Annotated in this window: 25 protein-coding genes, 1 tRNA gene and 2 pseudogenes; 7 read left to right on the top strand and 21 right to left on the bottom strand. The window is 65.5% G+C overall.

The features are described from left to right. Window positions 1-7: 7 nt before the first annotated feature. Both JIX55_RS28060 and dcd read right to left on the bottom strand, forming a co-directional pair. The gene (locus JIX55_RS28060; RefSeq protein WP_257566030.1) at window positions 8-532 is read right to left on the bottom strand and encodes a phosphoribosyltransferase; all 525 of its coding nucleotides are present in this window, start codon (window positions 530-532) and stop codon (window positions 8-10) included. Further along, window positions 529-1,104 carry a dCTP deaminase gene (gene dcd / locus JIX55_RS28055; protein ID WP_257566029.1) on the bottom strand — a complete coding sequence of 192 codons (576 nt, stop codon included), beginning with the start codon at window positions 1,102-1,104 and terminating at the stop codon, window positions 529-531. Before dcd ends, JIX55_RS28060 begins: the two co-directional genes overlap by 4 nt. Before the next feature lie 533 nt (window positions 1,105-1,637). On the opposite strand from dcd, the gene JIX55_RS28050 reads away from it, so the two are divergent. Next, window positions 1,638-1,711, top strand: a tRNA-Gly gene (locus JIX55_RS28050). Window positions 1,712-1,801: 90 nt separating this feature from the next. On the opposite strand, the gene JIX55_RS28045 is transcribed toward JIX55_RS28050, so the two are convergent. The 10 genes from JIX55_RS28045 to JIX55_RS28000 form a co-directional block, all read right to left on the bottom strand. Next, entirely contained in the window at window positions 1,802-2,968 is a 1,167-nt protein-coding gene (locus JIX55_RS28045; RefSeq protein ID WP_257566028.1) for a tyrosine-type recombinase/integrase, read from the bottom strand. Beyond that, window positions 2,968-3,180, bottom strand: coding sequence for an excisionase family DNA-binding protein (locus JIX55_RS28040; protein WP_033530334.1), 213 nt, complete (start codon window positions 3,178-3,180; stop codon window positions 2,968-2,970). Before JIX55_RS28040 ends, JIX55_RS28045 begins: the two co-directional genes overlap by 1 nt. Further along, window positions 3,177-4,478: a replication initiator gene (locus tag JIX55_RS28035; protein WP_257566027.1), complete on the bottom strand. Its 1,302-nt coding sequence runs from the start codon at window positions 4,476-4,478 to the stop codon at window positions 3,177-3,179. Before JIX55_RS28035 ends, JIX55_RS28040 begins: the two co-directional genes overlap by 4 nt. Window positions 4,479-4,609: 131 nt before the next feature. After that, complete coding sequence (locus tag JIX55_RS28030) at window positions 4,610-4,873, bottom strand: SpdD protein (RefSeq protein ID WP_257566026.1); 264 nt, start codon at window positions 4,871-4,873, stop codon at window positions 4,610-4,612. A gap of 35 nt (window positions 4,874-4,908) precedes the next feature. Beyond that, the gene (locus JIX55_RS28025; protein WP_257566025.1) at window positions 4,909-5,103 is read right to left on the bottom strand and encodes a hypothetical protein; all 195 of its coding nucleotides are present in this window, start codon (window positions 5,101-5,103) and stop codon (window positions 4,909-4,911) included. 26 nt (window positions 5,104-5,129) lie between these two features. Next, window positions 5,130-5,321, bottom strand: a complete 192-nt coding sequence (locus JIX55_RS28020; RefSeq protein WP_033530338.1) for a mobile element transfer protein — start codon at window positions 5,319-5,321, stop codon at window positions 5,130-5,132. After that, window positions 5,321-5,521, bottom strand: a complete 201-nt coding sequence (locus tag JIX55_RS28015; RefSeq protein ID WP_257566024.1) for a hypothetical protein — start codon at window positions 5,519-5,521, stop codon at window positions 5,321-5,323. Before JIX55_RS28015 ends, JIX55_RS28020 begins: the two co-directional genes overlap by 1 nt. 18 nt (window positions 5,522-5,539) lie before the next feature. Continuing rightward, window positions 5,540-6,199, bottom strand: coding sequence for a DUF2637 domain-containing protein (locus JIX55_RS28010; protein ID WP_257566023.1), 660 nt, complete (start codon window positions 6,197-6,199; stop codon window positions 5,540-5,542). An 83-nt stretch (window positions 6,200-6,282) separates the two neighbouring features. After that, window positions 6,283-7,662, bottom strand: a complete 1,380-nt coding sequence (locus JIX55_RS28005; RefSeq protein WP_257566022.1) for an FtsK/SpoIIIE domain-containing protein — start codon at window positions 7,660-7,662, stop codon at window positions 6,283-6,285. A gap of 5 nt (window positions 7,663-7,667) precedes the next feature. Continuing rightward, window positions 7,668-8,018: an SCO3933 family regulatory protein gene (locus JIX55_RS28000; protein WP_033530342.1), complete on the bottom strand. Its 351-nt coding sequence runs from the start codon at window positions 8,016-8,018 to the stop codon at window positions 7,668-7,670. Window positions 8,019-8,185: 167 nt separating this feature from the next. Here JIX55_RS28000 and JIX55_RS27995 point away from each other — a divergent pair, with 167 nt between their 5' ends. Beyond that, window positions 8,186-8,572, top strand: a complete 387-nt coding sequence (locus tag JIX55_RS27995) for an OPT/YSL family transporter (protein WP_257566021.1) — start codon at window positions 8,186-8,188, stop codon at window positions 8,570-8,572. 39 nt (window positions 8,573-8,611) lie between these two features. On the opposite strand, the gene JIX55_RS27990 is transcribed toward JIX55_RS27995, so the two are convergent. The 3 genes from JIX55_RS27990 to JIX55_RS27980 form a co-directional block, all read right to left on the bottom strand. Beyond that, the gene (locus JIX55_RS27990; RefSeq protein WP_257566020.1) at window positions 8,612-9,340 is read right to left on the bottom strand and encodes a GntR family transcriptional regulator; all 729 of its coding nucleotides are present in this window, start codon (window positions 9,338-9,340) and stop codon (window positions 8,612-8,614) included. Between the two features lie 65 nt (window positions 9,341-9,405). After that, complete coding sequence (locus JIX55_RS27985) at window positions 9,406-9,870, bottom strand: ATP-binding protein (protein WP_257566019.1); 465 nt, start codon at window positions 9,868-9,870, stop codon at window positions 9,406-9,408. 279 nt (window positions 9,871-10,149) lie between these two features. After that, the gene (locus JIX55_RS27980) at window positions 10,150-10,890 is read right to left on the bottom strand and encodes a GntR family transcriptional regulator (RefSeq protein WP_257566018.1); all 741 of its coding nucleotides are present in this window, start codon (window positions 10,888-10,890) and stop codon (window positions 10,150-10,152) included. Window positions 10,891-10,981: 91 nt separating this feature from the next. On the opposite strand from JIX55_RS27980, the gene JIX55_RS27975 reads away from it, so the two are divergent. The 3 genes from JIX55_RS27975 (at window position 10,982) to JIX55_RS27965 (ending at window position 14,460) form a co-directional block, all read left to right on the top strand. After that, complete coding sequence (locus JIX55_RS27975; RefSeq protein WP_257566017.1) at window positions 10,982-12,079, top strand: DUF1152 domain-containing protein; 1,098 nt, start codon at window positions 10,982-10,984, stop codon at window positions 12,077-12,079. 490 nt (window positions 12,080-12,569) lie between these two features. Then, the gene (locus JIX55_RS27970; protein ID WP_257566016.1) at window positions 12,570-13,127 is read left to right on the top strand and encodes an NUDIX hydrolase; all 558 of its coding nucleotides are present in this window, start codon (window positions 12,570-12,572) and stop codon (window positions 13,125-13,127) included. Then, entirely contained in the window at window positions 13,114-14,460 is a 1,347-nt protein-coding gene (locus tag JIX55_RS27965) for a hypothetical protein (RefSeq protein ID WP_257566015.1), read from the top strand. The genes JIX55_RS27970 and JIX55_RS27965 overlap by 14 nt, the downstream gene beginning before the upstream one ends. Here JIX55_RS27965 and JIX55_RS27960 read toward each other — a convergent pair. Both JIX55_RS27960 and JIX55_RS27955 read right to left on the bottom strand, forming a co-directional pair. Continuing rightward, a complete protein-coding gene (locus JIX55_RS27960; RefSeq protein ID WP_257566014.1) occupies window positions 14,438-15,115 on the bottom strand; it encodes a hypothetical protein in 678 nt (225 codons plus the stop codon). The two genes, JIX55_RS27965 and JIX55_RS27960, sit on opposite strands and share 23 nt — an antisense overlap. A 1,286-nt stretch (window positions 15,116-16,401) precedes the next feature. Beyond that, complete coding sequence (locus JIX55_RS27955; RefSeq protein ID WP_257566013.1) at window positions 16,402-17,547, bottom strand: IS701 family transposase; 1,146 nt, start codon at window positions 17,545-17,547, stop codon at window positions 16,402-16,404. 216 nt (window positions 17,548-17,763) lie between these two features. Between JIX55_RS27955 and JIX55_RS27950 the strand changes: the two genes are divergently transcribed. Next, window positions 17,764-18,117 carry a hypothetical protein gene (locus JIX55_RS27950; RefSeq protein ID WP_257566012.1) on the top strand — a complete coding sequence of 118 codons (354 nt, stop codon included), beginning with the start codon at window positions 17,764-17,766 and terminating at the stop codon, window positions 18,115-18,117. A 373-nt stretch (window positions 18,118-18,490) separates the two neighbouring features. On the opposite strand, the gene JIX55_RS27945 is transcribed toward JIX55_RS27950, so the two are convergent. Then, window positions 18,491-19,246, bottom strand: coding sequence for a formylglycine-generating enzyme family protein (locus JIX55_RS27945; RefSeq protein ID WP_257566011.1), 756 nt, complete (start codon window positions 19,244-19,246; stop codon window positions 18,491-18,493). 316 nt (window positions 19,247-19,562) lie between these two features. Continuing rightward, window positions 19,563-20,237, bottom strand: a pseudogene (locus JIX55_RS27940) (tyrosine-type recombinase/integrase); the annotation flags it as partial. Between the two features lie 6 nt (window positions 20,238-20,243). Between JIX55_RS27940 and JIX55_RS51525 the strand changes: the two are divergent. Further along, window positions 20,244-20,648, top strand: coding sequence for a hypothetical protein (locus JIX55_RS51525; RefSeq protein WP_443046544.1), 405 nt, complete (start codon window positions 20,244-20,246; stop codon window positions 20,646-20,648). Window positions 20,649-21,747: 1,099 nt separating this feature from the next. Here the strand turns inward: JIX55_RS51525 and JIX55_RS27930 are convergent. Then, window positions 21,748-22,069 (bottom strand): annotated as a pseudogene (locus tag JIX55_RS27930) (hemolysin III family protein); the annotation flags it as partial. 196 nt (window positions 22,070-22,265) lie between these two features. Continuing rightward, window positions 22,266-22,598, bottom strand: a complete 333-nt coding sequence (locus JIX55_RS27925) for a helix-turn-helix domain-containing protein (RefSeq protein WP_257566010.1) — start codon at window positions 22,596-22,598, stop codon at window positions 22,266-22,268. Between the last annotated feature and the right edge of the window lie 629 nt (window positions 22,599-23,227).

Below are 23,227 nucleotides of genomic sequence, written 5' to 3'. Positions count from 1 at the left end.
CGGGTGTTCAGGCGTCGAGAACCTGCCCGGCTCGCCTCACGACCGGCGGCTCGACACTCCACGGGAAGTTGATCCACTCGTCGGTCCGCTTCCACACGTACTCGCACTTCACGAGAGAGTGGGACTTCTCATAGATCACGGCGGACCGGACCTCCGCCACGGCGTCGAGGCAGAAGTCGTAGACGAGCTTGAGCGTCTTGCCCGTGTCGGCGACGTCGTCCGTGATCAGGACCTTCTTGTCGGAGAAGTCGATCGCGTTCGGGACGGGCGCGAGCATCACGGGCATGTCGAGCGTCGTGCCGACGCCGGTGTAGAACTCGACGTTCACGAGGTGGATGTTCTTGCAGTCCAGGGCGTAGGCGAGTCCGCCGGCCACGAAGACCCCGCCCCGGGCGATGGACAGCACTATGTCGGGCTCGTACCCGTCGTCGGCGATGGCCTGCGCGAGCTCACGGACGGCGGTGCCGAAGGCCTCGTAGGTCAGGTTCTCGCGCACGACGGCATCGCTCACCCCGGCCGCCTCTCCACTCATACCTGCGTCCGGTGGAAGTTGAGGAAGGACCGGGAGGCGGTCGGCCCCCGCTGCCCCTGGTACCGCGACCCGTACCGCTCACTGCCGTACGGGAACTCGGCCGGCGAACTGAGCCGGAACAGGCACAGCTGCCCGATCTTCATCCCCGGCCAGAGCTTGATCGGCAGCGTCGCGAGATTCGACAGCTCAAGGGTCACGTGCCCGGAGAACCCGGGATCGATGAACCCGGCGGTGGAATGGGTGACGAGCCCGAGCCGCCCCAGCGAGCTCTTCCCCTCAAGCCGCGAGGCGAGATCGTCGGGAAGGCTGATGACCTCGTACGTACTCGCGAGCACGAACTCGCCCGGATGCAGGATGAACGGCTCATCCCCCTCGGGCTCCACGAGCCGTGTGAGATCGGCCTGTTCGATGGACGGATCGATGTGCGGATACCGGTGATTCTCGAACACCCTGAAGTAGCGGTCGAGACGCACGTCGACGCTCGACGGCTGCACCATGGATTCGTCGTACGGTTCGATCCGCACCCGGCCGGAATCGATCTCGGCCCGGATGTCTTTGTCTGAGAGAAGCACGTCCCGAGAATACGCAAGACGCGCGGACCGCCCACAACCAGGACGGACCCGCGCGCCTCCGCTGCTGCTACTGCTACCGCTTCTCCAACGCCACCGGCACGACACTGCGCAGCCGGGCACAGCGTGGGCAGCGCATGAGCCGACCGGGGCCGAGGCGATCGGCCTGCTGCATCGGGAACGAAGCAGTGCTGAACACGTGCCCATCGGCACAACGGACGACGGTGCGCTCCATCAAGTCCAAGAGTCCCTTCCCCAAGAGCCGCGTCTGGCTGTCGACCTATGTCGATCTATGTCGACCTGACGACGAAAGCCACATTACGGGATGATTGGGACGGCCCTCCAGGCGGCACTCCGATCCCGTCGAAGGCCACCCAGACCCTCTTCCCCGCCTCCACCGTACGCCCCAACTCCCGCGCCCCGCAGCCCAGTCCCCGCCCCGGAAACATCTCCGGGCCCCACGCCTTCAGCGCGCGGGGCCCGACATGAGGTAAAGTAACGACGCGTTCCGACACCGGCACCGACCGGCGTCTTATGCGGGTGTAGTTTAATGGTAGAACATCAGCTTCCCAAGCTGAGAGCGCGAGTTCGATTCTCGTCACCCGCTCCATGCGAAACCCCCAGGCCAGCGGCCCGGGGGTTCTTTGTTGTCTAGACCGGTGGGTGGGTAGCGCACCACAACCGCACCATAAGGACTCGGCTACGTCCCGGTGGCCTCCTCCTTGTGGTGCGCGGAGTCGCCCGTGTGGTTCTTCGCACGCTCGGCGCGCACCATCTCGTCAAGGCCAGCCGCCAAGTCGCGCTGCCGCTCGTCGTCGGAGTGCTGGTAGATCAGCGCAGCCTTCTCAGAGGACTGTCCCGCCCGAACCATGGTGTCTTTGAGCGTGGCGCCGGAGCGCGTGGACAGCGTGTGCCCGGTGTGGCGAAGGTCGTAGAAGCGGAAGCCGTCCGGCAGGCCCGCAGCTGCACGGGCACGACGCCACTTCCGGCCGAAGGACGTGCGGCGGAAGGCAGCGCCCTTCTCCCCGACGAAGAGAAGTCCATCGGGCCCCTTCTCCGCGTACCAGGCGAGGTGGCGCTTGACGTCCTTCTCCAGGAAGGCCGGCAGGACGACGAGGCGGGCGCCCGCATCGGACTTGGTGGCTCCGGGAGCGCGCTTCCCGTTGGTCCGCTCGGGCTCGGCGACGCGGACACGGATCACAAGGTTGTCGAGGTCGACGTCTCGGCGCCGGAGACCGGCCAGTTCTTCGGGCCGCATCGGCCCGTACGCCCCGAGGTAGACCATGAGGCGCCAGCGGATACCGATCGCTTCGGCGAGCGCGTCGACCTGGACAACGGTGGCGATCCGGCGCTCAGCAGCGGACTCCTTGCCCGCGCCCTTGATTCGGCACGGGTTGCGACTGATCAGGTCGTCATCGACGGCCGTTTCCATGATGCCTTTGAGCAGCCGGTATGCCTTGGCGACGGTTGTCTTGGCGCTGGTCGCCCGAAGTCGCTCCGCCCGCCATTCACGGACGCGAGGTGCGGTGATCTCGTCCAGGTCGAGTGTGCCGAAGGTCGGGAGGATGTAGAGCCGAAGAAGGTGTTGGTACAGGTCCACCGTCCGTACGGCCAACTCCCGCTCCTCGACCCATTTCTCGGCGTACTCACGGAAGTTCACGGCGCCCGCGTCGGGAGCGCGCCAGTCGCCCCGGCTGAGATCCGCCTCAACCTGGGACAGCCAGATCTCAGCGTCCTTCTTCGTCTCGAAGGTCTCGGGTGCACGCACACGCTCGTTGTCGGGAGCAAGGTAGGACGCCGTCCACTTCCCGGACCGGTACTGCCGCACGGCTCCGAAGCGGCGACGTCTGCCCTTCTTGTTGGCCATCAGGCGGCCCTCCGAAGTCCGGTACGGCGGAGCCGGATCGGCTCGACGGTCCGAGAGTCCAGGTACTCGTGAAGGGCGCTCTCGGGGATGCGAACGTGACGGCCGACCTTCACATATCGAATACGCCGCTCCTCGATGAGCCGCCGGGGAAAGCGGGCGGTCGTGCCCAGCAGCTCGGCGACCTGGTCGACGGACAGGTAGCGGTCGTTCATGTGGTCGGCTCTCCTTCCGTTCCGGGAGCGGGTTCAAGGGACGCGGAAAGCCAGGTCTCGCCCGCGCTGAGACCCGTACCGGCGAAGACCCAGTGGGCGAGGACGAGCGTGGTTTCGCCGTCCTGGGATGCGGGCGGGGCCGCTTGTGCTCGGCGCCAGTCGGCGCGGGCGTCCCGGAGTGCGCCGAGGGTGGTGGAGTAGCGGCGGGACTTGGTGGAGAAGTGGCCGCGGAAGCCGAGCATGTGCGCCCAGGCGCGTAGGCGGAGATCTGCCAGCTCGGGGCGTGCGCCGAGGGTCCAGGCGGTTCGGATCATGCGTCGGGCGTGGTCGGTGATCCGGGCCCCGGCCAGCTCGGCGAGGAAGCGGATCGGCCGGTCAAGGGTGCCGGTCGTCGTCTCGGCGCCCTTGGTGGCGTACTTGGCGATGTACGCCGCTACGGCCCGCTCGGTCAGCTCCTGGCCGCCGTCGAAGTCGGCCGAGCGGATCGGACGGACGTCGAGCTGACGGCCGAAGGTGAAGGTGTGGGCCCGTCCGTCGACAGTCGGACCACTGACACGGGCGGCGGCAGCAGCGGCATGGATCGCGTCGCTCAGCAGCTCGGCCGTGGCCCAGGCCGGGGGCGAGGTGTCGCCGCCTTCGGGGCCGTCGAGGCGGATGACCGCGTGGAAGTGGACGGCTCCGCGCTTCTGGTACTCGGCGACCTTGGCGAAGGAGATGCGGGCGTGGTCGCGGAAGGCGCGTTGGGTGAGGACGGCCAGCTTGGCGACCTCACGGCGGAGGTAGATGGAGAACCGGCGCCACAGGGCCCCGGCGTGGGCGTTCCAGAGCACGGCCGCTTCGTAGTCGTACGTGTCCGGATCGAGGGGCGTACCGAGGACCGGGTCTGTGTCGTCGTGCCGGGCACCGCAGCGGCAGGGCCGCCCGCTGGAGGGACGGTTGTGGACCGGGCCGAAGCTCGGCGCGGTGAAGGTGGCGAAGACCCGCGGGTGCGTGCCGACCTGTTCGGGGGCGCCCTTGCCGCCGCGCAGTCCGGCGGTGATCAGGTGGAAGGTGTCGCGGCGGTAGACCTCCGCGCAGGCCGCGCAGCGGGTGGCACGGCGGTTGTTGCAGCGGACGAGGAGGTTTCCGGCGGGGAGGGCGGTGGAGTCGAGGTGGTGCAGGACGCGTCCGACCTCACCGGTCGTCGTGTCGACGGCGTACTCGGTGCGGTGGCCGTCGAGGCGTACGGGGTGGGTGCAGCCGCCCAGGCCGGAGAGTTGGCGGGCCAGTTCGGGCAGGGTACCGAGTGAGGCGAGCAAGGAGAGTTCCGCCAGCGGGGGCGGAGTCTGCCGGGTGATGATGGGTGTTCCTTTCGGCTGTTTCGGCGGTTGGGAGGGACGGCCCCGGGGCGGCGGGATGCTTGGCGGCTTGTTGCCGCCCCGGCGGCCGGTCAGCGCTTGTGCGCGTTGTTGACGAGGGAGCGCAGGACGACGGCGGCGATGGCCACGGAGATGGCCGAGACGGCGACCGCCGCCAGGAGCGCGGTGAGGACGACACCCACGACGACCACGGCGGCGACCGCGCCGACACCGACGCCCACGAACGGGGCGACCGGGCGGCCGACGGAGTGAGCCGGAACCGGGGCGTGGTTCTGCGGGATGTGCGTGGTGATGCTCGGGACGTGCGGGGTGTCGGGCAGCTTGGGGCGGAACACGGCGGGTCTCCTTTGCGGTGCTTGCGGTCGTTGGCTCAGTCGCGGGTGCCGTTGACGACGTCGCCTCCGGAGCGGGTGCCGGACTCGATGGCCGGGGCGAGGACGGTGTGCGAGAGCCAGAAGCCGAACAGCGCGATCACGGCGGCGACCCACAGGCGGACGCCGAGGAACTTGATCGCGGCCCAGGCGATGACGCCCAGGACGAAGACGAGCGGCAGCGAGATGGTCACGGGATCTCCTCGGGTGTCGTCTCGGGTCAGCGGACGGCGCAGCGGTGGGTGCGCGCGGCCAGTTCGGCGGCGGCCCGGCTGTCGTAGTCGGTCGAGAAGCCGCAGCGCGGGGCGGTGCAGGCGGCGGTGTGCTTCTCACGGCCACGGCCGTCGTAGTAGGTGCCGACCTGGACGGGACCGATGCGGACGAGGTTGCGGAAGCGGCGGTTGGCGGGCATCAGGGGTTCTCCTTCTGGTCGTTGGGGGTTTCGCCGGTGAAGTCGGTGACGTGGTCGGCGAGCCAGCGCAAGATCTCGTCGCCCTCGTAGCTGTCGGCGGCGAGGATCACCGGTTCGGCGATGAGCACGGCTTCGGTGAGGCGGTTCTGTCGGGTCAGCTCGACGGCACGCTTGAGCGCGCGGAGCGTGGACGGTCGCAAGGTGGAAAGTCCTCCGGGTCAGGTGAGTTGAGTGGCGATGGCTTCGGCCAGTGGCATCGGGACGCCGAGCCGGGCGCGAAGGGTCGAGGTGTCGATGGGGGTGCCGGTTCGGGCGTGGTGTTCGTCGGCGACCTTCCGGGCGAGGGCGACGAGGGCGGGCGGTACGGGGGCGGGTGAGGGCGGAGCCGATCCGGCTTCGACGGATGGCAGCTCGGCCACCGTCACAGGAGGCGCCACCTCTGTGGCGTGCGGTTGAGGTGCCGAGTCCGTGACCGTCGAGGGCGGTTCGGTGTCGGCCATGGCGCGGGGTGTCTTGGGTGCGCCGTGGGCGAGGAGCGTGCCGCCGAGGAAGGCGACCGCGGGCCAGCCGGCGACGAGGATGCGCAGCCAGGCGGGAACGTCGTCCAGGTCGAGCAGTCCGGCGGTGGCGACGTTGGCACCGAGGGAAGCGACCAGTGCGACGAGGAACCAGCACCATCCGGCGGCTTTCGCCTCCCCCGAGCGGAGCCGCCGCCAGGCCGCCACCATCAGCAGGTCGACGGAGACCGGGTAGGCCCACGCCTTCCAGCCGTCCTGTCCGGCGGCGGAGGCGAGGTCGTGCAGGTGGGCGAAGGACAGCGCGGCGGCGATGAGCGCCTGGACGAGTACGGCGTCCACACGGACGGGCAGGGCACGCACGGCGCGACTCCTTCCGGTTTCAGGCATGGGTGGGGTAGGGACGTGGCGCGGGACGGTCGCGCCGACCGTGGGAGCGAGTGCGGCTACTCGACGACGGGGCGAGGAGTTGCTACGGGCGGCCCAGACGCCTCCACGGGCGCGGGCGGGACGTAGGGGCGGAAGGGCACGAGCGCGGGCACGTCGGGTGCGAGGTGAGCGGTCTCGCGGCAGATGGCCGCCGCTTCGGCAAGGGAGAGGTGAGGCGTACGGATGCGGGACCAACCGCCGGACGTGTCGCCGACGACGGCGAGGCCGGGCAGCTCGGGCGCGATGCCGCAGGCCGCGTAGACCGCCTCAGGTGCGATGTCCCCGAGCGCCATCTTGGCGGAGGCTTCGTCGTTGACGCGGTGGCAGACCCGGCCGGTCAGCTGGGCCCGCAGCATGGTGGCGCCCTTGCCCAGCTCGGCGCCGAAGCGCTGCCCGCAGACCTCCAGATAGATGCCGGCCGCACGCCCGAGCTGGGCAAGGCGGATGAGCTGGGTGACCATCTCGTCCCGCCGTTCCTCCTCCTTCCTGGTGGCGACGAGGAAGAGTTCCGCCACCTCGTCGATGAACAGCACGATGGGAGCGGGGCGTTCGTCGTCCGGCAGGCCCCAGATGTCCGAGGTGATCAGCTCATCCGGGGTCCCTGGGCCGATGCCCTGCCGTGCCTTGATCAGGTCGTAGCGGTCCTCCATCTCCTTCACCAACACGGGCAGCAGCTCGGCCGCCTGTACCGGGTCGGTGGCCAGGGCGGAGAGCCGGGCCGCGAACGGCGCCAGCTCCACACCCCGCTTGCAGTCGATCCCGACGAGGACGATCGGCTGAGCGGCCAGCCCGGTGAGCAGGTTGCGCAGGAACATGGACTTGCCCGACAGCGTGGCGCCGAGGACGAGTTGATGCGGAACGGCCCGGTAGTCCCGTACGAAGGCCGTCGCGTCCTCGCGCAGAGCCACCGGCACCCGAAGCGGACCGGATCCAGTCCTGCGAGGCATCCGCACCTTCCGCAGGACATCGAAGCCGACGAGCCGCAGTTCCACGACCCCGGGCTTGACGTCCCGCACGTACACGGCGTGAACGCCCCAGGCGTGCCGCAGCCGTTCGGCCGAGGCCGCCACATCCGCAGGTTCCTGCCCCGGAGCAAGCCGCAGCCGGAGCCGCAGGCCGGTCGAGGTGGGCCGGATCATGCCCCGCCGAGGCGGCACCGGCCGGACCTCCCGCCGAGTGGTCGCCTTGACGGCCAGCGCCCGCCACCGGGACGGCGGAACCGTCAGGCCGCACGCGCCCATGGTCGAGGAGTACGAGGCCAGCAGCCGGGCCACCGAGACCAGCAGCCCAACCGTGGACCAGTACGCCGCAGGGTGGGCGTGCCGGGCGTAGAGCGCGCCGCCGCCTATCGCAGCGAGCGGCGCACCCCACTCGGCCAGCGTCACCAGGTCGGTCACGGCGATCAGCCCGCCTGTGCCATCGGGAAGGCGCCCGGAGCCACGGCGGTGGCCCGGTAGGCGATGCCGTGCCGCTGCTGGCCGTTGAACACGCTCTCCCACGGCCGGGCGATGAGGCCCGGCAGCGAGACGGGAGCGCCGACCGTCAGCCCGTCGGTCACGCCGCTCTCGGGGATGGTGACCTGGATCAGGGACGACTCGCCTTCGTCGATGAAGACGACGCCGACCGTCATCAGTGCCTCACCGCTCACGGCGTCCTTAGCGATCTCCCCGGTCTGCCGGTCGCGCACCTTCGGCGCCGGCGCTTCGGTGAGCAGGATCGTGGCGGTCGAGGCGTCAATGCGGATCACACGCACAGAGGTTTCTCCTTCTGAGTCGATCAACCCGCCACCTGACAAGTTGACTTAGCAAGTTCGGGTTAGAGATGCCAAGTTGACTTGTCAAGCGGCTTGCTGGCGACCAACGAGCGGGATCGTCAACGCAAGCGCACCATGAACCCAGGCAGCACAGAGGAGGGCGCGCCATGGACGAACAACACCGCGCTCAGGAGCCGCAGTCATGGGGTCCCCGCAACTCGCAGGGGTCCGCGCCACCACAAGGCCCCCCGCCAAACAGCCCCTATCAGGGCGAGACGCCACCCCGGCCGAAGAAGCGACACCGCGTCTTCCTGTGGCTCTTCCTGGCCGTCCAAATCTTGTTTCTGATCTGGGTGATCACGGGCGCCGCGAGCGGCAGCGGCACACCCGAAGAGTGCCAAGGCCGAACCGGTGACGCCTTGAAGCTGTGCGAGGACGCGAGCGATGTCGGAACCACCATCGGCGTGGGACTCATCATCGGCCTGTGGGCAGCCGTCGACGTCATCCTCGGCTTCTCATACGTGGTGTACCGACTCGCCAGCCGCCGCACTTGAGACAGGCCGTCGCAGCCGAGCAGCAGACGGCCAGCAGGTTCAGGTGAGCCGGTAAGTGTCTTCGAGTTCCTGCCGATCAGCGGGCAGCAGCACATCAGCAACTTGCAGGGCTTGACCGGAAGCGTCGCACGCGACGACCAAGACACTGAGAACGGGCACGCCGTCCGGCAACTCCAGCAGCTCGGCTTCACCACTCTCAGGCAGTCGAGCCGAGATCCGTTCCGTCACGTGGTCGTAGCGGACCCTCTTCCTAGCCTCCACATGCTCGCGCACACTGCCACTCAGGACCTCAGCGCTCGCCAACTCCGTACCCTCCACCAGGCCGGCGGGGAAGTACGTCGATACCAACTCGACCGCTTCGCCGTCCTCCTCCACCAGGAAGCGGCGCATGAGTACCTTGGCTCGCTTCGGAAGTCCGAGCGCGGAGGCGACCCTCGCGGGAACAGGAACTTCAGCGACTTCGACCAGGCGCCCCGAGGCTTGCGACTCATCGCGATTCAGGGCCTCTCGCCCCCGCCGGTCCTGTCCCTCAACAACTTCCGGACGCCCCCGGACGATCGTGCCGTACCCCTGCCTGGACTCCAGCCAGCCATCGCGCTTCAGCAGCTCTAGCGCTCTTACGACGGTCGGACGGGACATCCCGAAGGACTGAACCAGCTGGTTCTCACTGGGCACCCGAGTGCCAGGCGGATACGTGCCGTCCTCGATGCGGCGCTGAATCGTCTGCGCGAGGCGTACGTACTTCGGTGCCTCCACTTCATACGCCATGAACGCCGCCGCCTGTCGAGATTGGCCAAGTCAACTGGTCAACCAGACTAGCGACAACTGGGCCGTCAGAACAGAACGGGTCCGAAGACCTCATCGGGCGACCAGGCGTCGGCCATGGCGAACGAGACAACCGTCCCGCCGAAGGGGCTAGGACCGGAGTGCCACGAGTCGGCGATGGAGTCGACGAGGAGCAGCCCGCGTCCGTGGGCGTCGCTGGCCTCCGGTTGCCGCATGCGCACACTCGCCGGGAACCCCGGATTGTGCACCTCCACCCGAAGCGACGTCTCCACGCGGTACCACGCAACGCGCACCATCCAGGTCTCGTCAGCCCGGCCGTAGAGAATGGCGTTGGTCACCAGCTCCGAGATCATCAACACGCAGTCGTCGATCGAGCAGGCCGGGTTGTACGGGGCGATGAACTTCCGGAACCAGCGCCGGGCCCGAGGCACAGACTCTGCGACGGGGTGCAAGGTCATGGCACCGAGTCGTGGCGAGTCCGCAGAGGGATAGCGGTCGATCGAGTAGGCCATCCGCACTCACTCCTTGCCGCTGCCGTCGCAGTCGAGGCAGCGTCGTTTCGACGTGGCACGGACGCGGTCATTGGCCATCGAGAGCGCCAGAGCCGTACGGGAGCCGACGCGCTTCCAACCGCGCCCCCGACATCCCCGGCAAGTTGCACGCGCGCCCTGGTCCGGCCGCTGACTCGTCACTCCGTGCCCCCTTCCAGATCCAAGTGGCCTTAGCCACTTCCTGGATAGTGGCATTAGCTACTTGGACTGTGCAAGCGGTTCGACGCAACTCCCAGGCCATCAGGTGAGCGGGTAGCCCTGCTCGAACGCCCAGCGATGCGGCGGATAGGTGGCTTCGGCGAACTCCAACGGCCGGTCCTGAAGGTCGAAGACGACGTGATGAACGATCAGGACAGCGGACCCGGATTGCAGTTGAAGATCCGCAGCCTCCTCCTCCGTCGCATCGCGAGCGCACATACGGTCTTCGGCATAGCTTCCCTGGCGCCCCGTCATGTTCTCGACGTACATGAGCGTCCCCTCCTGGATCCGCTCCGGCTCCAGGAGCTTTGGCGCACGCTGGCCGACGTCCGGAGCGAACCACGAAGTCGACAGCGTGATCGGCCCGTCCTGATTGTTCGTCACCCGCCGCCGATGCACAGCCCTGCGGTCCTTGACCAGACCCAAAGCCTCAACAACGTGATCCGGCGCCTCCATCCAACCGGCCGAGGTGATCACGGCGTACTCACCAGGCGTGTAGATCTTCCCGGTCTGCCGAGCCCGCCCGTACAACTCGCGCGCCCGCCGGTTGACCTCCAGGCTGCGCACATACGTGCCCGACCCCTGACGCTTCTCCACGAGCCCCTGATGACTCAGCGCCTCCAACGACCGAGCAGCAGTAGGACGGGACACCTTCCAGTTCGCAGCCAACTGCCGCTCCGAGGGAACCTCGTCCCCCGGCCGCAGGTCACCCCGAAGAATCTGATCACGGATGTAGTGCGCGATCTGGAGATACTTCGGCTGAGCCTCCTCGATCTGTGGCATGCCTCCTCCTCACCTTTCCCGGGCCAAGTGGCTATGGCCAGTAGCCACTATCGGATGAGTGGTCAACCCCCGAACCCGTAGGCTGAACCGCATGAAGCGGTTGATCGTCGCAGCAGGAGGAGGGGGCGACGCAGTCGCCGCCGCAATGCTTCACGCCGCCCTCTACGGCGACGAGGACCAGGCGGTGATCCTCACGTACGCGTGGGACCGCCTCCTGATCGACCCGGTACCGGGCCCCCGAGGACCGAACAACTTCACCGGCCTCCAACACCTCACCCCAGCAGTCTGGGGAGTGCCGGCCGAGGCCCGCCCGATCGCTCCAGCAGGCTCCACCCTCCCCCGCCTCGCAGCAGAGCTCCCACACACCTTCGCCCTGATCGACCCACACCACGGAGTCGAAGGCATCACCCGCCAACTCGAAGAGTTGGTAAGCCACTTCTCACCGGAATCGATCGACCTCCTGGACGTCGGCGGAGACATCCTCGCCCGAGGCGATGAGCCGACCCTCAAGAGCCCGCTCGCCGACGCCGTCACGCTCGCCGCGTGCTGCCAAGTGAACGCACCGATCCGCCTCCTGGTGGCAGGCCCCGGCCTGGACGGCGAACTACCTCCTGATGACCTGCACGGCATGCTCGGCCCGCTCGTTCACACCTTCACGGCAATGGATGTGGAGCCGATCAGCTCGGTCCTGGAGTGGCACCCCTCCGAGGCAACCGGGATGCTCGCGGCGACAGCCCGAGGCGTACGCGGCACGTGCGAGATGCGGGACGCCGGCCTTCCCGTCCCTCTCACCGACAGCGGTGCGACCGTCCATGAGGTCGACCTGGACGAAGCACTGAGCCGCAACCAACTGGCCCGCGCCATCTCGACGACCGCCACCCTGGACGAGGTGGAGGCACACAGCCGCAAGATCTGCGGATACTCAGAGATCGACTACGAGCGCAACAAGGCCGCATGGCTCAAGGACCAGCCACCAGCGCAACTCGACCCCGAGGCAGTCCTGTCCCAACTCGACCAGTTCGAGGCCGACGCCCGGAACCGCGGAGTCACCCACACGACGTTCCGCCGCATCACCGAGGCGCTGAACTTCAACGGCTCCCTACGCGAGGACCTGCGCCAACTGCTCATCAGCAGCCGTCCGGAGAAGTACGACGCACCCTTGTGGCGAATCGCATCCACTGCTGAGTAACAACCTTCTTCACGGGTTCAAGGCGGCTCGCTCCGCTCCCCGCGTGCGGCCCGGCCCCCGGCCGGGCCTGCGCTCCTGCCTTCGTCCCGCTGCAGCCCGGCCGGCGCCCGGGCCGCGCTCTGAGCCGCCTATTGCCAGAGAAGGGACATGTCGTGGCTGGGGTGGTCGGCTCCACGGCTTTACGGAGTCATGATCATTCGCGCCAAAGCAGCGCCACCTCAAAGCCGCTCCGTCGACCCTGGTGGGTTCCTGCTGGCCAGGCACTAGCGTGTGACAGCACCCTTGCCTGTGCTGCAGCCCAAGATGCACCATGCCGCGCTATATAGACCCCTCGTCCTCCTCTTCCAGCAACTGGTTTCTGACCATATCGCTTCGCCTCAACGCGCGAAGGCGAAGGCTTGAGCCTAGGATATGAAGAGAGCGAAGCCGTTCAGGTGAACATAGCAACCCTGGAATCAGATCGCCGATGAGTGATTACCCTTCACCGATAATGCGTAAGCGCGAGGTATGCGCCTACAGGAATTCTTATGGATCTCTCTACAACGACGACGTGATAAGCCCGACAGGAAAAAAGGGCGAATATCTGCGCTGGGCCTGGTCAAACGAGGGTGTAATAGTAATACCCACCATGGGAGCCCGCACTCTTCTATGGAATATGTACCGGTATCCTTCCGGCACACCATCTATGGAGTTCCCACGTGGAAGTCTACAGACAGGGGAAACACCCATCGAGGCCGCCATCCGCGAGTTGCAGGAAGAGACGGGTTACCTCGGCCTCAACGGCCGGAAAATCGGTCAAGTGCATGCGGATACAGGAATCATAGAGACCCCGTGCCATGTAATCCAACTCGAAACCCGCGAAGAAGACAAGGTTGCACCTACTAACGATCTCATGGAATCTATCGCGATCGAACCGATCAAGCTAAACCAAGGACAAATGCAAGCCTATATTGCTAAGTCTGTTATTAGGTGCTCACTTACCATATCCGCCTGGGGTTTGATGCTGAGTCAGCAATACATGCGAGGGTGTCAAAATGAAGCTTCCTGACGATGGTGCGGTGTTGGCCTTCCCTACCGTACTTCAGACTCATTCCAGTTCCAATACCGTCCTCGCTACCGCCGCCGACAGGGACCACCTTGACCTCTTCCTTAAGTCGGCAATTTTGATGTGCAGAGGAATCGTGATCTCGGACTCCGATCTGAATAACAACCCGCTCTTCTATGGATTCCATCAGGACGATGCCGTTCTTAGAGACGCGCTGGAGTCAGGCTTTATTCGCCGCGCTGTTCGCTCAAACTCGGAAGGCCCCGCGTCTCAGCGAGTGGTGGCAGAGGCGCTACGTGCGAATAGCCCTAGAAGGTTTGAAAAGATACCGGATGGGCACGTGGATACGCTAGATTCTATTTTCTGCAAAACGGAGCAAGCTATCCCTCCGGTAGAGTGGAATCTGGAAGAGCTTGGTGAAATATTCATAAAGCGCCTAGGGTGCATGATTCGAGAAGTGTCTCGGGGTACTTCTCATACTAGCGCTGAGCGAAAAATCGCTCAATCAGTGAGTGATTGGGTAAAGAGAAAGACCTCAGAGGGCGAATCGATTTCAGCAGCCATTTTGGAGGCAGAGCTTCGCCCAATCTCGGCGACCCATGCCGAATCTCTTGCCTGGCGAAATATTTGGGCACGAGTGCTGCATGCTTACAACGGAAATGTTCCTGTCGCTTTTCACGGACAACTCATCCAGGCGGACAATGGGATTAATTTCGATCAATATATCCCTGCGGGCCCTGAGTCCAGCGAGAAGGTCTCGAACGAAGAGTTGAAGCTCTATGACTTTGCCGCCTCTGACAAACTTGAACAAATTCACGTGACCGAGGAGCGGCATCGAAACTCGGAGGATCTATTTGAATTCAATGTCGAACGACTAGCGGACTTGTCGCTCCGTAGCGTAACGGAACTTCGGGATGCATGTGAGCCCGATGCTCTTTTTCAACTCCGTTACCTAACGCTCGCTTCGTCGGATCATTTGGCTCAACTTCAGGAGAAGCTTCATAACGAGGGGGCTGCGTACGCGGAACGTCTAGCAGGCCGTGGGCAGGTAATGACGCGACGTTCCGAAGAACGAGAGATTCATCGCGCCGCCCACTCGCCAGGTTCTGAAATCAGGATGCTATTTGTTGGGCCGGTAAACCCCGATGAACTTGAAAAGCAACTCCTGGCTCTGAGCCATTCGCTCAATGCAGTTGAGGGCAGCGAAATAGTTGAGATGGACCTCTCCACCCTCAAAAGGATTCGATCCGACCTACTCATAGACCCCGACGATGAGCTTTCTTGGGTATTTAAGCGACCTGACTACCGTGTCATCAAGAAGTTTGCTCCTCGCTAGTCAGTGACTTGTTGTTCAAAGTCACATTCCCAATGTTGTCTCCGTTCAAAACTTGCATGAGTTGACTCAGCGGTCCGCAAAGCAGGTCCACGGTGTGCTGAGGATCGCGGGTAGGCTTATCCCCTTCCTCTTGCGTAAACTGCTCAAGAGCCTCTAGCGCCAATTCATTAATCTTCGCCTGAGCCCTTTTTAGTTCGACCTCTGCCTCCCTCTTTCGATCCTCCTCATCCTTCTTGGAGATCAGCGTCTGTGTCTTCTCGGCGTTACTCAACTCCCTTTCCTCGATCTCACGTTGCCTCATCTTAGTGTCTTGAAACACTTTGATTCCCCTAGTTGCCACATGCAGTAGGAGCTTCCCCGTAAGGGCAACGGTTGCTGCGCCGCCAGCAATTCCGCGCAAGTTGGGATCGATAGAGGTGCTCATTTGCTTCGCGCCCTCGATAAATTCAAGCATGAGGCTAGAGCCAGTCTCAAGTCGTCTGACACGCAGCCTCTTTGACTCGTTCAGCGGCTTTTCCCTTAGGTTCGGTGCATAAAAATAGAAGAGCGCCTCATATGATTCATCAACTGTTGCCATCATAGTGGCAACTTGATGGGCGGTTACATAACCGCGGTATTCAATATGGAAGCGGAGCGATTCCGGTGCGTGGTTCATTTCTTCTCCAAACTGCGGACTGCGTACATCTTGGCGTACGCAGGATGTCGCTCGGGCTCAGCCAGCGTTCCGTCACCCGATATGCTGCATCGCTACTCAGGCGGGCGGTAGCCCGTACGACCCCGCACAGGCACCGCGACCAGGCCGCGCAGCGGCCATCTGCCAGCTCTACCGGCGAGCAGCCGTGGTGGCTGTACAGCAGCGAAGTACAGCCACCACAGCGGCCGCTGCCGACCACCAGTGACCCCCGACAGTCGCCCCACCAGCATGCTGGACCGCAATGACCTTGCAAGCCGGTAGTTCGAGGCGAAGAAGTCGTGCCAGACCCGTGCCGGATCTGCGGGGAACCACGGGGAACGCAAGGGAGACCAGTCGACTGCCCACCAGCGCCAACACTGCTCCGCCGCTGGTCAACCCGGCCTCGATCCCTGGAGCATCTGAGCTTCCCAAGCTCAGGGCTCCGCACCGTCATCACCGGCCGGCCGTCGCGGCTTGCTCTGGTCGACGGTCCCGGCAGCGTGGCTGAGGCTAGTGGGGGTGCAGCGAGACATACGCGCGCCTGGTCGGTCGGCTGACCCGCCATCGTGGCTGACTGTCGTCGGCTGAGGATCAGACGGACCGCATCGAAGGCGCCCAGCCGTCAGCCAGCCGAACGCCCCCATGCTGGGCCGTCCCTGGGCCGTCCGAGGTCGCTCAACAGTGGCCAAGGACGACCAACGACGACCACCAGGCGCACTAGCCCACCGCCCCTGACCAGCAAAATCCCAGCTCACCAAGATCCCTGACAAGACCCAGGGCAAGAAGACAGGTTCCGCCTCAGCCATTGAGATTCCGCCGACCTCAGGCTGGTTCTCACGCCAAGACGTCGTCATCTCAAGGCCGGTGAAGTGGTGCGAGGGCGCGCTTCTTCGCCTCGACCGCCTTGGCCAACGGTGTTCTGGTCCATGAGGTCTCGCGCTGGCTGGACCACCGATCGGTCAAGACGACAGTCGACATCTACAGGCACCTGGTTCCAGGCGCTTGTCAACGTTGTCGCGAGGTCATGCAGAATGTCATGCGGCCCGTACGGGCCCCGACCGAAGCCCGCGAGCCTCCGAGGGGTACGACGAGAGTGGCCTAGTACTGCAGCCGCAGTTACGGGGGTTGGTGGCCGCGGCGGCGGTAGTGGCTGAGGCGGGCTCGCTGTTGATGGCGGCGGCGCCAGCGTGACCAGTGCAGGATATGGTCGGCTTCGTGCCGGACGGCGTGGGTGAATCTGCTCAGCAGGCGGCGGATTTCGTTCACGCTCAGTCGGATGAGGTCGCGGCTGTGTCCCCCTTTTCGTGAGTGGTGCTCCGGACTGCGGTCAGGTGGGCGGCAGCTGCCATGGCCAGGGTGATGTGCCGGTACCAGGCCGGGTATTGGCGTACTTGGTAGTGGTCCAGGCCGGCCTCGTTCTTGGCGGCCTGGAAGCATTCTTCGATCGCCCAGCGGGCCTCAGCAGCGCGGACGATCTCGGCCTGCGGCGTGTTCGCGGGTGCGTGCACCAGGTAGTAGGCGCGCTCGCCGTCGGCGAGGGACCGCCGGATCAGCAGGGCGTCTTCGAAGCCGTCGTCACGCTCACCTGGCAGCGGGACCAGGGCCCATGCGTATTCGCGCAGGCCGTGGGCACCCTCCCCGGCCGAGCGGATCTCCCAGGTGTGCTCCGGCAGGATCGCTGAGACGGTGCGGGCGTTCTGCCCGCGCGGCCCGCATCGATGTTTGGAGGCGACTGCCAGCACGTAGCTCAGGCGCTGTTCGGCCAGCCAGCCGCGTAGGACCGGGTCCTGGCCGTAGACCTCGTCGCCGGTCACCCAGCGAAACGGCACCTTCGCGGCAACCGCCCGCTCCAGCATCGCGCGGGCCAGCGCGGGCTTGGTGCGGAAGGCGACCTCGTCACCGATCCTCGCGTCCGCCCGGCGGGCCGGATCCTCGATCCAGGAAGTGGGGAGGTACAGCTCCCGGTCGATCAACGCCCGCCCCTTGGCGGAGACGTAGGCCAGGAACACTCCCAGCTGGCAGTTGTCGATCTTCCCGGAAGTGCCGGTGTACTGCCGCTGCACGCCGGCCGAGCGGGTGCCCTTCTTGACGAAGCCGGTCTCGTCCACGGCCAGCACACCGTCCTCGGCGCCCAGGTTTTCCAGCACGAAGCCACGGACCTCGTCACGGACCGCGTCGGCGGACCAGTCGGCCTGGTTCAGCAGCCGTTGCATGCCGTCCGGGCACAGCTCACCGGCCTGCTCGGCCAGTGTCCAGCCGTTCTTGCGCTCCAGCGGCGCGAGCAGTCCGCGCAGGTACTCTCCTGCCCGCCGACGCGGCTCCGACCTCCGGAAATGCCCACTGATCCGAGCATGCAGAGCGTCCAGACCCGCCGCCCAGCGGTGCACCTCATCAACCGTGACGTCCCCACCCATGCCCAGTTCAACGAGCCGCCCGACCACTCGTCACACCAACTGCTGCTGCAGTACTAGACGGGTAATGGGGACATGGACATGAAATTTTCGAAGTGGCTCGGCCCGACCTGCTTACTGTTCGTCGCAGGAGTCTTATACGCCGTATGGTCAGAAGCGAGTCGTAACGACGAGATCGATTGTTCCTACCGCGTCCACAGAGGGGGAGTTTCCTGCCCCGTGGACGGGGCCGAAGGGGACGCGGAGCGGAGCACAGCCCTCAATCCCCTCGTGTCAGATCCCGAGACGATCCCCTTCGAGCTGCCCCACCCCTTCCTTCCGGACGGGAGCGTGGCGGGAGAGGCTGCAATCTCCTGCACCAAGGCGGGTGACATACGCATCGCGTTGACCGCCGAGACGTACGCGGACGCGACGGTGACGGTGAATGGAGGGCTATACGACACCAGCGACTGGCAGGCGCGCACTGTAGAGCTGTCGGAAGAGCCGATCGTGATCACCCTGAAGAACATCGCTCCGGGAGACGCCTCCCTGTGTATGCCGGGGGGCTACTCAGTGGACGTCATCCCTGCGTGACCATCCGTTCGGCACTGGCCGGCTTGGGAACGCACAGGGGTCCCGTCACGTCGTGGCTGACTATCGTCGGCTGAGCTACAGAGCACACAGGTCGCGCGGCTGCCAGTCGTGCCGGGGCGTAGGCGAGAAGCAACGGCTGCGTGGAACACACGGATTGACATCCATCGCTGACATCAACAACCGCGAACCATGACGGTCCCAGTCAGCCTTCAGTAACTGCTTCAGTGCAGCATCGGGCTGTATTGCCGCCCCGTCGATCGAACTCCTAAAGCGGGTGTCGCAGGTTCGAATCCTGCCGGGGGCATCAGTCCAGAAGGGGGCCACCTCAGAAAATTTCTGAGGTGGCCCCCTTCTGACATCCAGATCCCTGCCCCTAACTGGTTGGCAGGGATGCGACCGGGCGGACCGCAGTGAAGTCCTGAGACTCGTCGCGGGTGGCGGAGAGCAACAGCAGCCACTCGTCGCAGCCCTGCCACGGAGATAGGTCGCCGCCACCTCCTCGCACCACCCGCGGTCCGTCGCCGGTACGGGGGCGTGCGTCCGCCGGCGCGTCCGTGAAATGCGGGATCCACACATCGGCGCAGACCTCGTTCGCCGACCCCATCGCCGCCAAGCCGAAGGCGTTCTCAGCCGCGGCTGTGCGCACCTCGTCGGCAAAGTCGTCCAGCACATGGTCCTCGTCCGGCTTTCCGTCCCCTCGGAAGGTCAGAGTGGTCGTCCCTGCCCGGGCCGCGTACTCCCACTCCGCCTCGCTGGGCAGCCGGAAGGGCAACGCCCCGAGCAGGTCGTCCAAGTCGTCCTCGAAGCGGGCCGTGCTTGCATCCGAGTCGGCGAAGCTGTCCTCGTACTCGGGCAGCCAGTGCCGTGCTTGCGCCACCGTGAGCGGATGTCGGGCGATCAAGAACGGCTCGACCCGCACTTGTCGTACCGGCCGGGCCTGGACAGCACCGGCGAAGAACGCTTCGAGGTCGTCATCGGCGCCGTCGGACCGCTCAATGGCACGAACTGCGTCCAGTTCCGCGTCGGACAGACCCATCAGGAACGTCCCACCGGGGACAGCCCGGAAGACGACTCCGGAAGGGGTGTGCCGCCAAGCCGGTCGACCGGCCACGATCTCTTGAGCCCACATGGTGCCGGACGCTAGCAGCCGGACATCCCGGACGAGAGAGGAGGTCCGGGAAGGGAATGTGGTCAGCTGATCACCTCCTGGACGCCGCAGCTCCGCACCACTACCGCACCAGATCGAGCGGGGAACAGCAGGGAACCACGGTGAAAGCCGACAGCACCTGCGAGAGTGCAGGTCAGCCATCAACGCAGGTCAGCGCCCCGATTCAGCCTCGAATGATCGCAGCTTCCCAAGCTGAGAGCGCGAGTTCGATTCTCGTCACCCGCTCCACGACTAGGGCCCAGGTCAGAGACCCGGGCCTTTTTGCTGTCAGCTGTGATCACTCGTCGCGTGCCAGATTCGTGCCAGAACGCCTGTCGGGCTCCTTGTCCCTGGCAGCGGCCCGCGCCTTCCGTACGGTGGCGTCCAGCCCGGCGGCGACCTCTTCTTGCCGCTCGTCGTCGGAGTGCTGATAGATCAGCGCCCCCTTCTCCGAGGACTGCCCGGCGCGAACCATGGTGTCTTTGAGCGTGGCCCCGGAGCGCGTGAACAGCGTGTGCCCCGTGTGCCTGAGGTCGTAGAACCGGAAGCCCTCCGACATCCCGACGATCTCACGCGCCTTCCGCCACTTCCGCCCGAAGGTGCTGCGGCGGAAGGGAGCACCCTTCTCCCCGACGAAGAGCAGCACGTCCGGGCCCGGCTCGGCGTAGCTCTCCAGGTGCCAGCGGAGCTCCCGGCGGAGGAACGCGGGAAGAATCACAGTCCGGGTGCCCGCCTCGGATTTGGTGTCGCCCTGGACGCGCCGCCCGTTCATCCGCTCCGGCTCGGCGAGGCGGACGCGGACACGAAGGTTGTCGAGGTCGACGTCTCGGCGGCGGAGGCCGGCCAGTTCCTCCGGCCGCAGCGGACCGTACGCGCCGAGGTAGACCATGAGCCGCCACCGCATCCCCACCGCTTCGGCGAGGGCATCGACCTGGGCGACGGTGGCGATGCGGCGCTCAGCCGCATGACGACCGCAACCTTGGACGAAGTCGAGGCACACAGCCGCGAAGTCTGCGGCTACTCAGAGATCGACTACGAGCGCAACAAGGCCGCGTGGCTCAAGGAACAGCCACCGGCGAAGCTCGACCCCGAGGGTGTGCTGCCGCAGCTCGACCAGTTCGAGACTGAGGCCCGAAGCCGCGGAGTCACCCACACGACGTTCCGCCGCCTCACCGAATGCTTGGGCTACGGCGGAACCGAGCGTAACGAGATCCAGAGGATTTTGCTGGAGACACGGACCGTGACTGAATCATTCCCCTGTGGCCAATCAAAGGTGGAGACGTCTAGCTACTCAAATATTTGCGCCACGACCGCCGACGATGAAATTCCGACGCCAGCCATCTCGCACACGAAAGCCGCCATGAGACAAAGCGCTTGTCTCTGAGCCGCGCAGTCTTCCGACTTCAATACAGTCAGCCTTGCACGGACTATCACCCTGCTTGCTTCGTAGCTCGGCGCAGACCAGTGATCGAAGTCAATGGCGTGCTCAATACTGTCTGGATCTAAATCGTGTGATTGGCGCGGCAAATTGACCAGGATCGCCCCGAGGCACGACAAAGCAAGAAAAGTCGACGAAACACCAACAAGCAGTCGCGACAGGCCTGAGAGATCTTGCTGTCCGGAAAAGGCAGTGACCAAGGCAAGTTGCAGCGTAACCAGGACTCCAGCGGAACTGATGACTGCAACCGCCCGACTTTCGAGGGACGTCCTCCTGGCACGAACGATCTCTAGTTGGTTCCTGACGAGTTCGCTCATCTCATCGCCAGCGGCCATTCATTCCCTCAATCGGTGAAATAGATCCGACGACGCACATTTATTTTAGGATATTCCTTCTTCTCCTCTGCCTGCTTCCTTCCCCCGCCACTCTTCGAAGTTTCCTCAGAATCGCCATGCCCGTCGGAAGTGTCCTCAGAGTCGCTACGCCTGACACCACCAGAATTGGTCACTACCCGTCTCCCTCACCCTCCACGCGCCTGACTTAAGAGGCATTGTGAGGCCGGTGAAGCCCCTGCGATAAGGGGCGCACTGGAGCAGGACAGGCGCGCAAACATACATCCCGATGCACTGACAAGCGCCTCCAAGTGACGACTAGGGTCCCAAGCGTCTCTCCGGCCGCCACTTCCCCCATTACGTACATCGCAACAGCTCTTGAGTAACAACCTTCTTCACGGGTTCAAGGCGGCTCGCATCCGCTCGCCGCGCACGCTGCAATCAGCCACTTGATGCCAGAGAAGGGGTACGCCGTGGTGGGCACTCGGCGGCTTGGCCACCTCCAACAGACCGAACAGGACAACGGCCAAACCCGCTCGGCCGCACAACGAGAACGGCACAGGCACGCCACGCGCCCACCGCACGGCGCCGTGCCCATAGCGTGCCCTTCAGAGCGGACAACCACGGTCAACCAAGGTGCCACCAAGCACTCACGCCTGCTCTGGCATGACGAATCCATGCAGGTCAGAAGCCGCATGGGTACCCAAGCGCCGTCGCTGCTGGCCCGCGGGCAGCAGCAGTACCGCCAGCGGGGTGTAGGTGCCGGCGATGATCAGGAAGATGTTCGCGTGGTCCAGCCGCCGCAGGACCGCCTCCCCGCGCGGACCCCACGTTCCACGGTGGTAGACCCCGCTGGTGCCGAACAGCAGACAGGCCGACAGCGCGTACCGAGCAGGCCGCCACTGCCGCCGCCGAGCGCGAGACGGCGATCAGGACGATGCCGCCGACCAGAGACAGGGGGAACACACCGGCGTGCAGCCAGCCGCGCATCCTCGGCTTCAGAGCAGCCGCCGCACGCTCCACCCCGCCTTCCAGGCCGACGGCGGCAGCCAGCCGGCCGGTTGGGCCGGCAGGCGCATCGACTGCGGGCCGCAGGACGTCGGGAGTGGTGCCGGGGCGGGGCTGGGGATCGCGCCCGTGTGCCGGCGGCAGAGTATCTTCGGCGATCACGCGCTCGTATTCTGAGATCGGCGGATCAGCGCGGCCTGGCCCCGTCGCTGCGGGCTGCGGGTCAGATGCCGGCCGTGTGCCGGGAGGCGGCGCGGCGGTACTCGGCGTTGATGCGCTGGGCTTCTTCGAGCTGGTCTTCGAGGATGATGATGCGGCAGGCGGCCTCGATGGGGGTCCCGTGGTCGACGAGTTCCCGGGCGCGAGCGGCGATCCGCAGCTGGTAGCGGGAGTAGCGGCGATGTCCGCCCTCGGAGCGGAGCGGGGTGATGAGGCGGGCTTCGCCGAGGGCGCGGAGGAAGCTGGGGGTGGTGCCGAGCATCTCGGCAGCTCGACCCATGGTGTAGGCGGGGTAATCGTCGTCGTCGAGACGGCCGAAGGAATCGTCTGCTGTCATCTCACCTCTCTGTGGAACGCGTGGAGGGGTCCTGGTGCCGTACGGCACCAGGACCCCGAAGGAACTGCTACACCATCTGCCGGCCCTGGTACTGCGCCGGCCTTCTGTTTCCGCAGACCCGACCGAGATGCTGTCGGGGCTGCTGGGATCGCGGTTGCCTGACCGGAGACCACCTCACTATCGATGTCCTGCGGTACCCGGGCTCAGACTTCCGCCCGGGCGATCCTGATGGCGCTCGGCTCCTCCGTTCTTCCCTCTGAACCAATCACTTGCCAAACGGGTACTGCGTACTGCTTGCACTGCTGATACTGCGAACTACTGGTGGCCTCGCGAAGCGCCACTCTCCGGCAGTCAGCCCCGTCGCCCGTCCTGCGTCCGCTCTGGCTTGGAACCCCACTGCCGAACCTCCCGATGCGCGCGCCCGCAGCCGACGCCTTCACCGAGGTACTGCTCACTGACTTCGCTGCTGGGCACTGCGAACTTCACTCACGGGTACTGCCACTGCGGTACTGCTCATGGCGGCCCCTGATCACTGCGGGCCACCCGGTCCGGTCGTCAGCCCCGTCGCCGCCCTACGACAACCCTGGCTTCGGAACTCCACCACCGCACCGTCCTGCGCACTGCAACTG

Source organism: Streptomyces sp. DSM 40750 (assembly GCF_024612035.1).
GTDB lineage: Bacteria > Actinomycetota > Actinomycetes > Streptomycetales > Streptomycetaceae > Streptomyces.
This window is presented reverse-complemented; position numbering and strand designations above follow the sequence as displayed.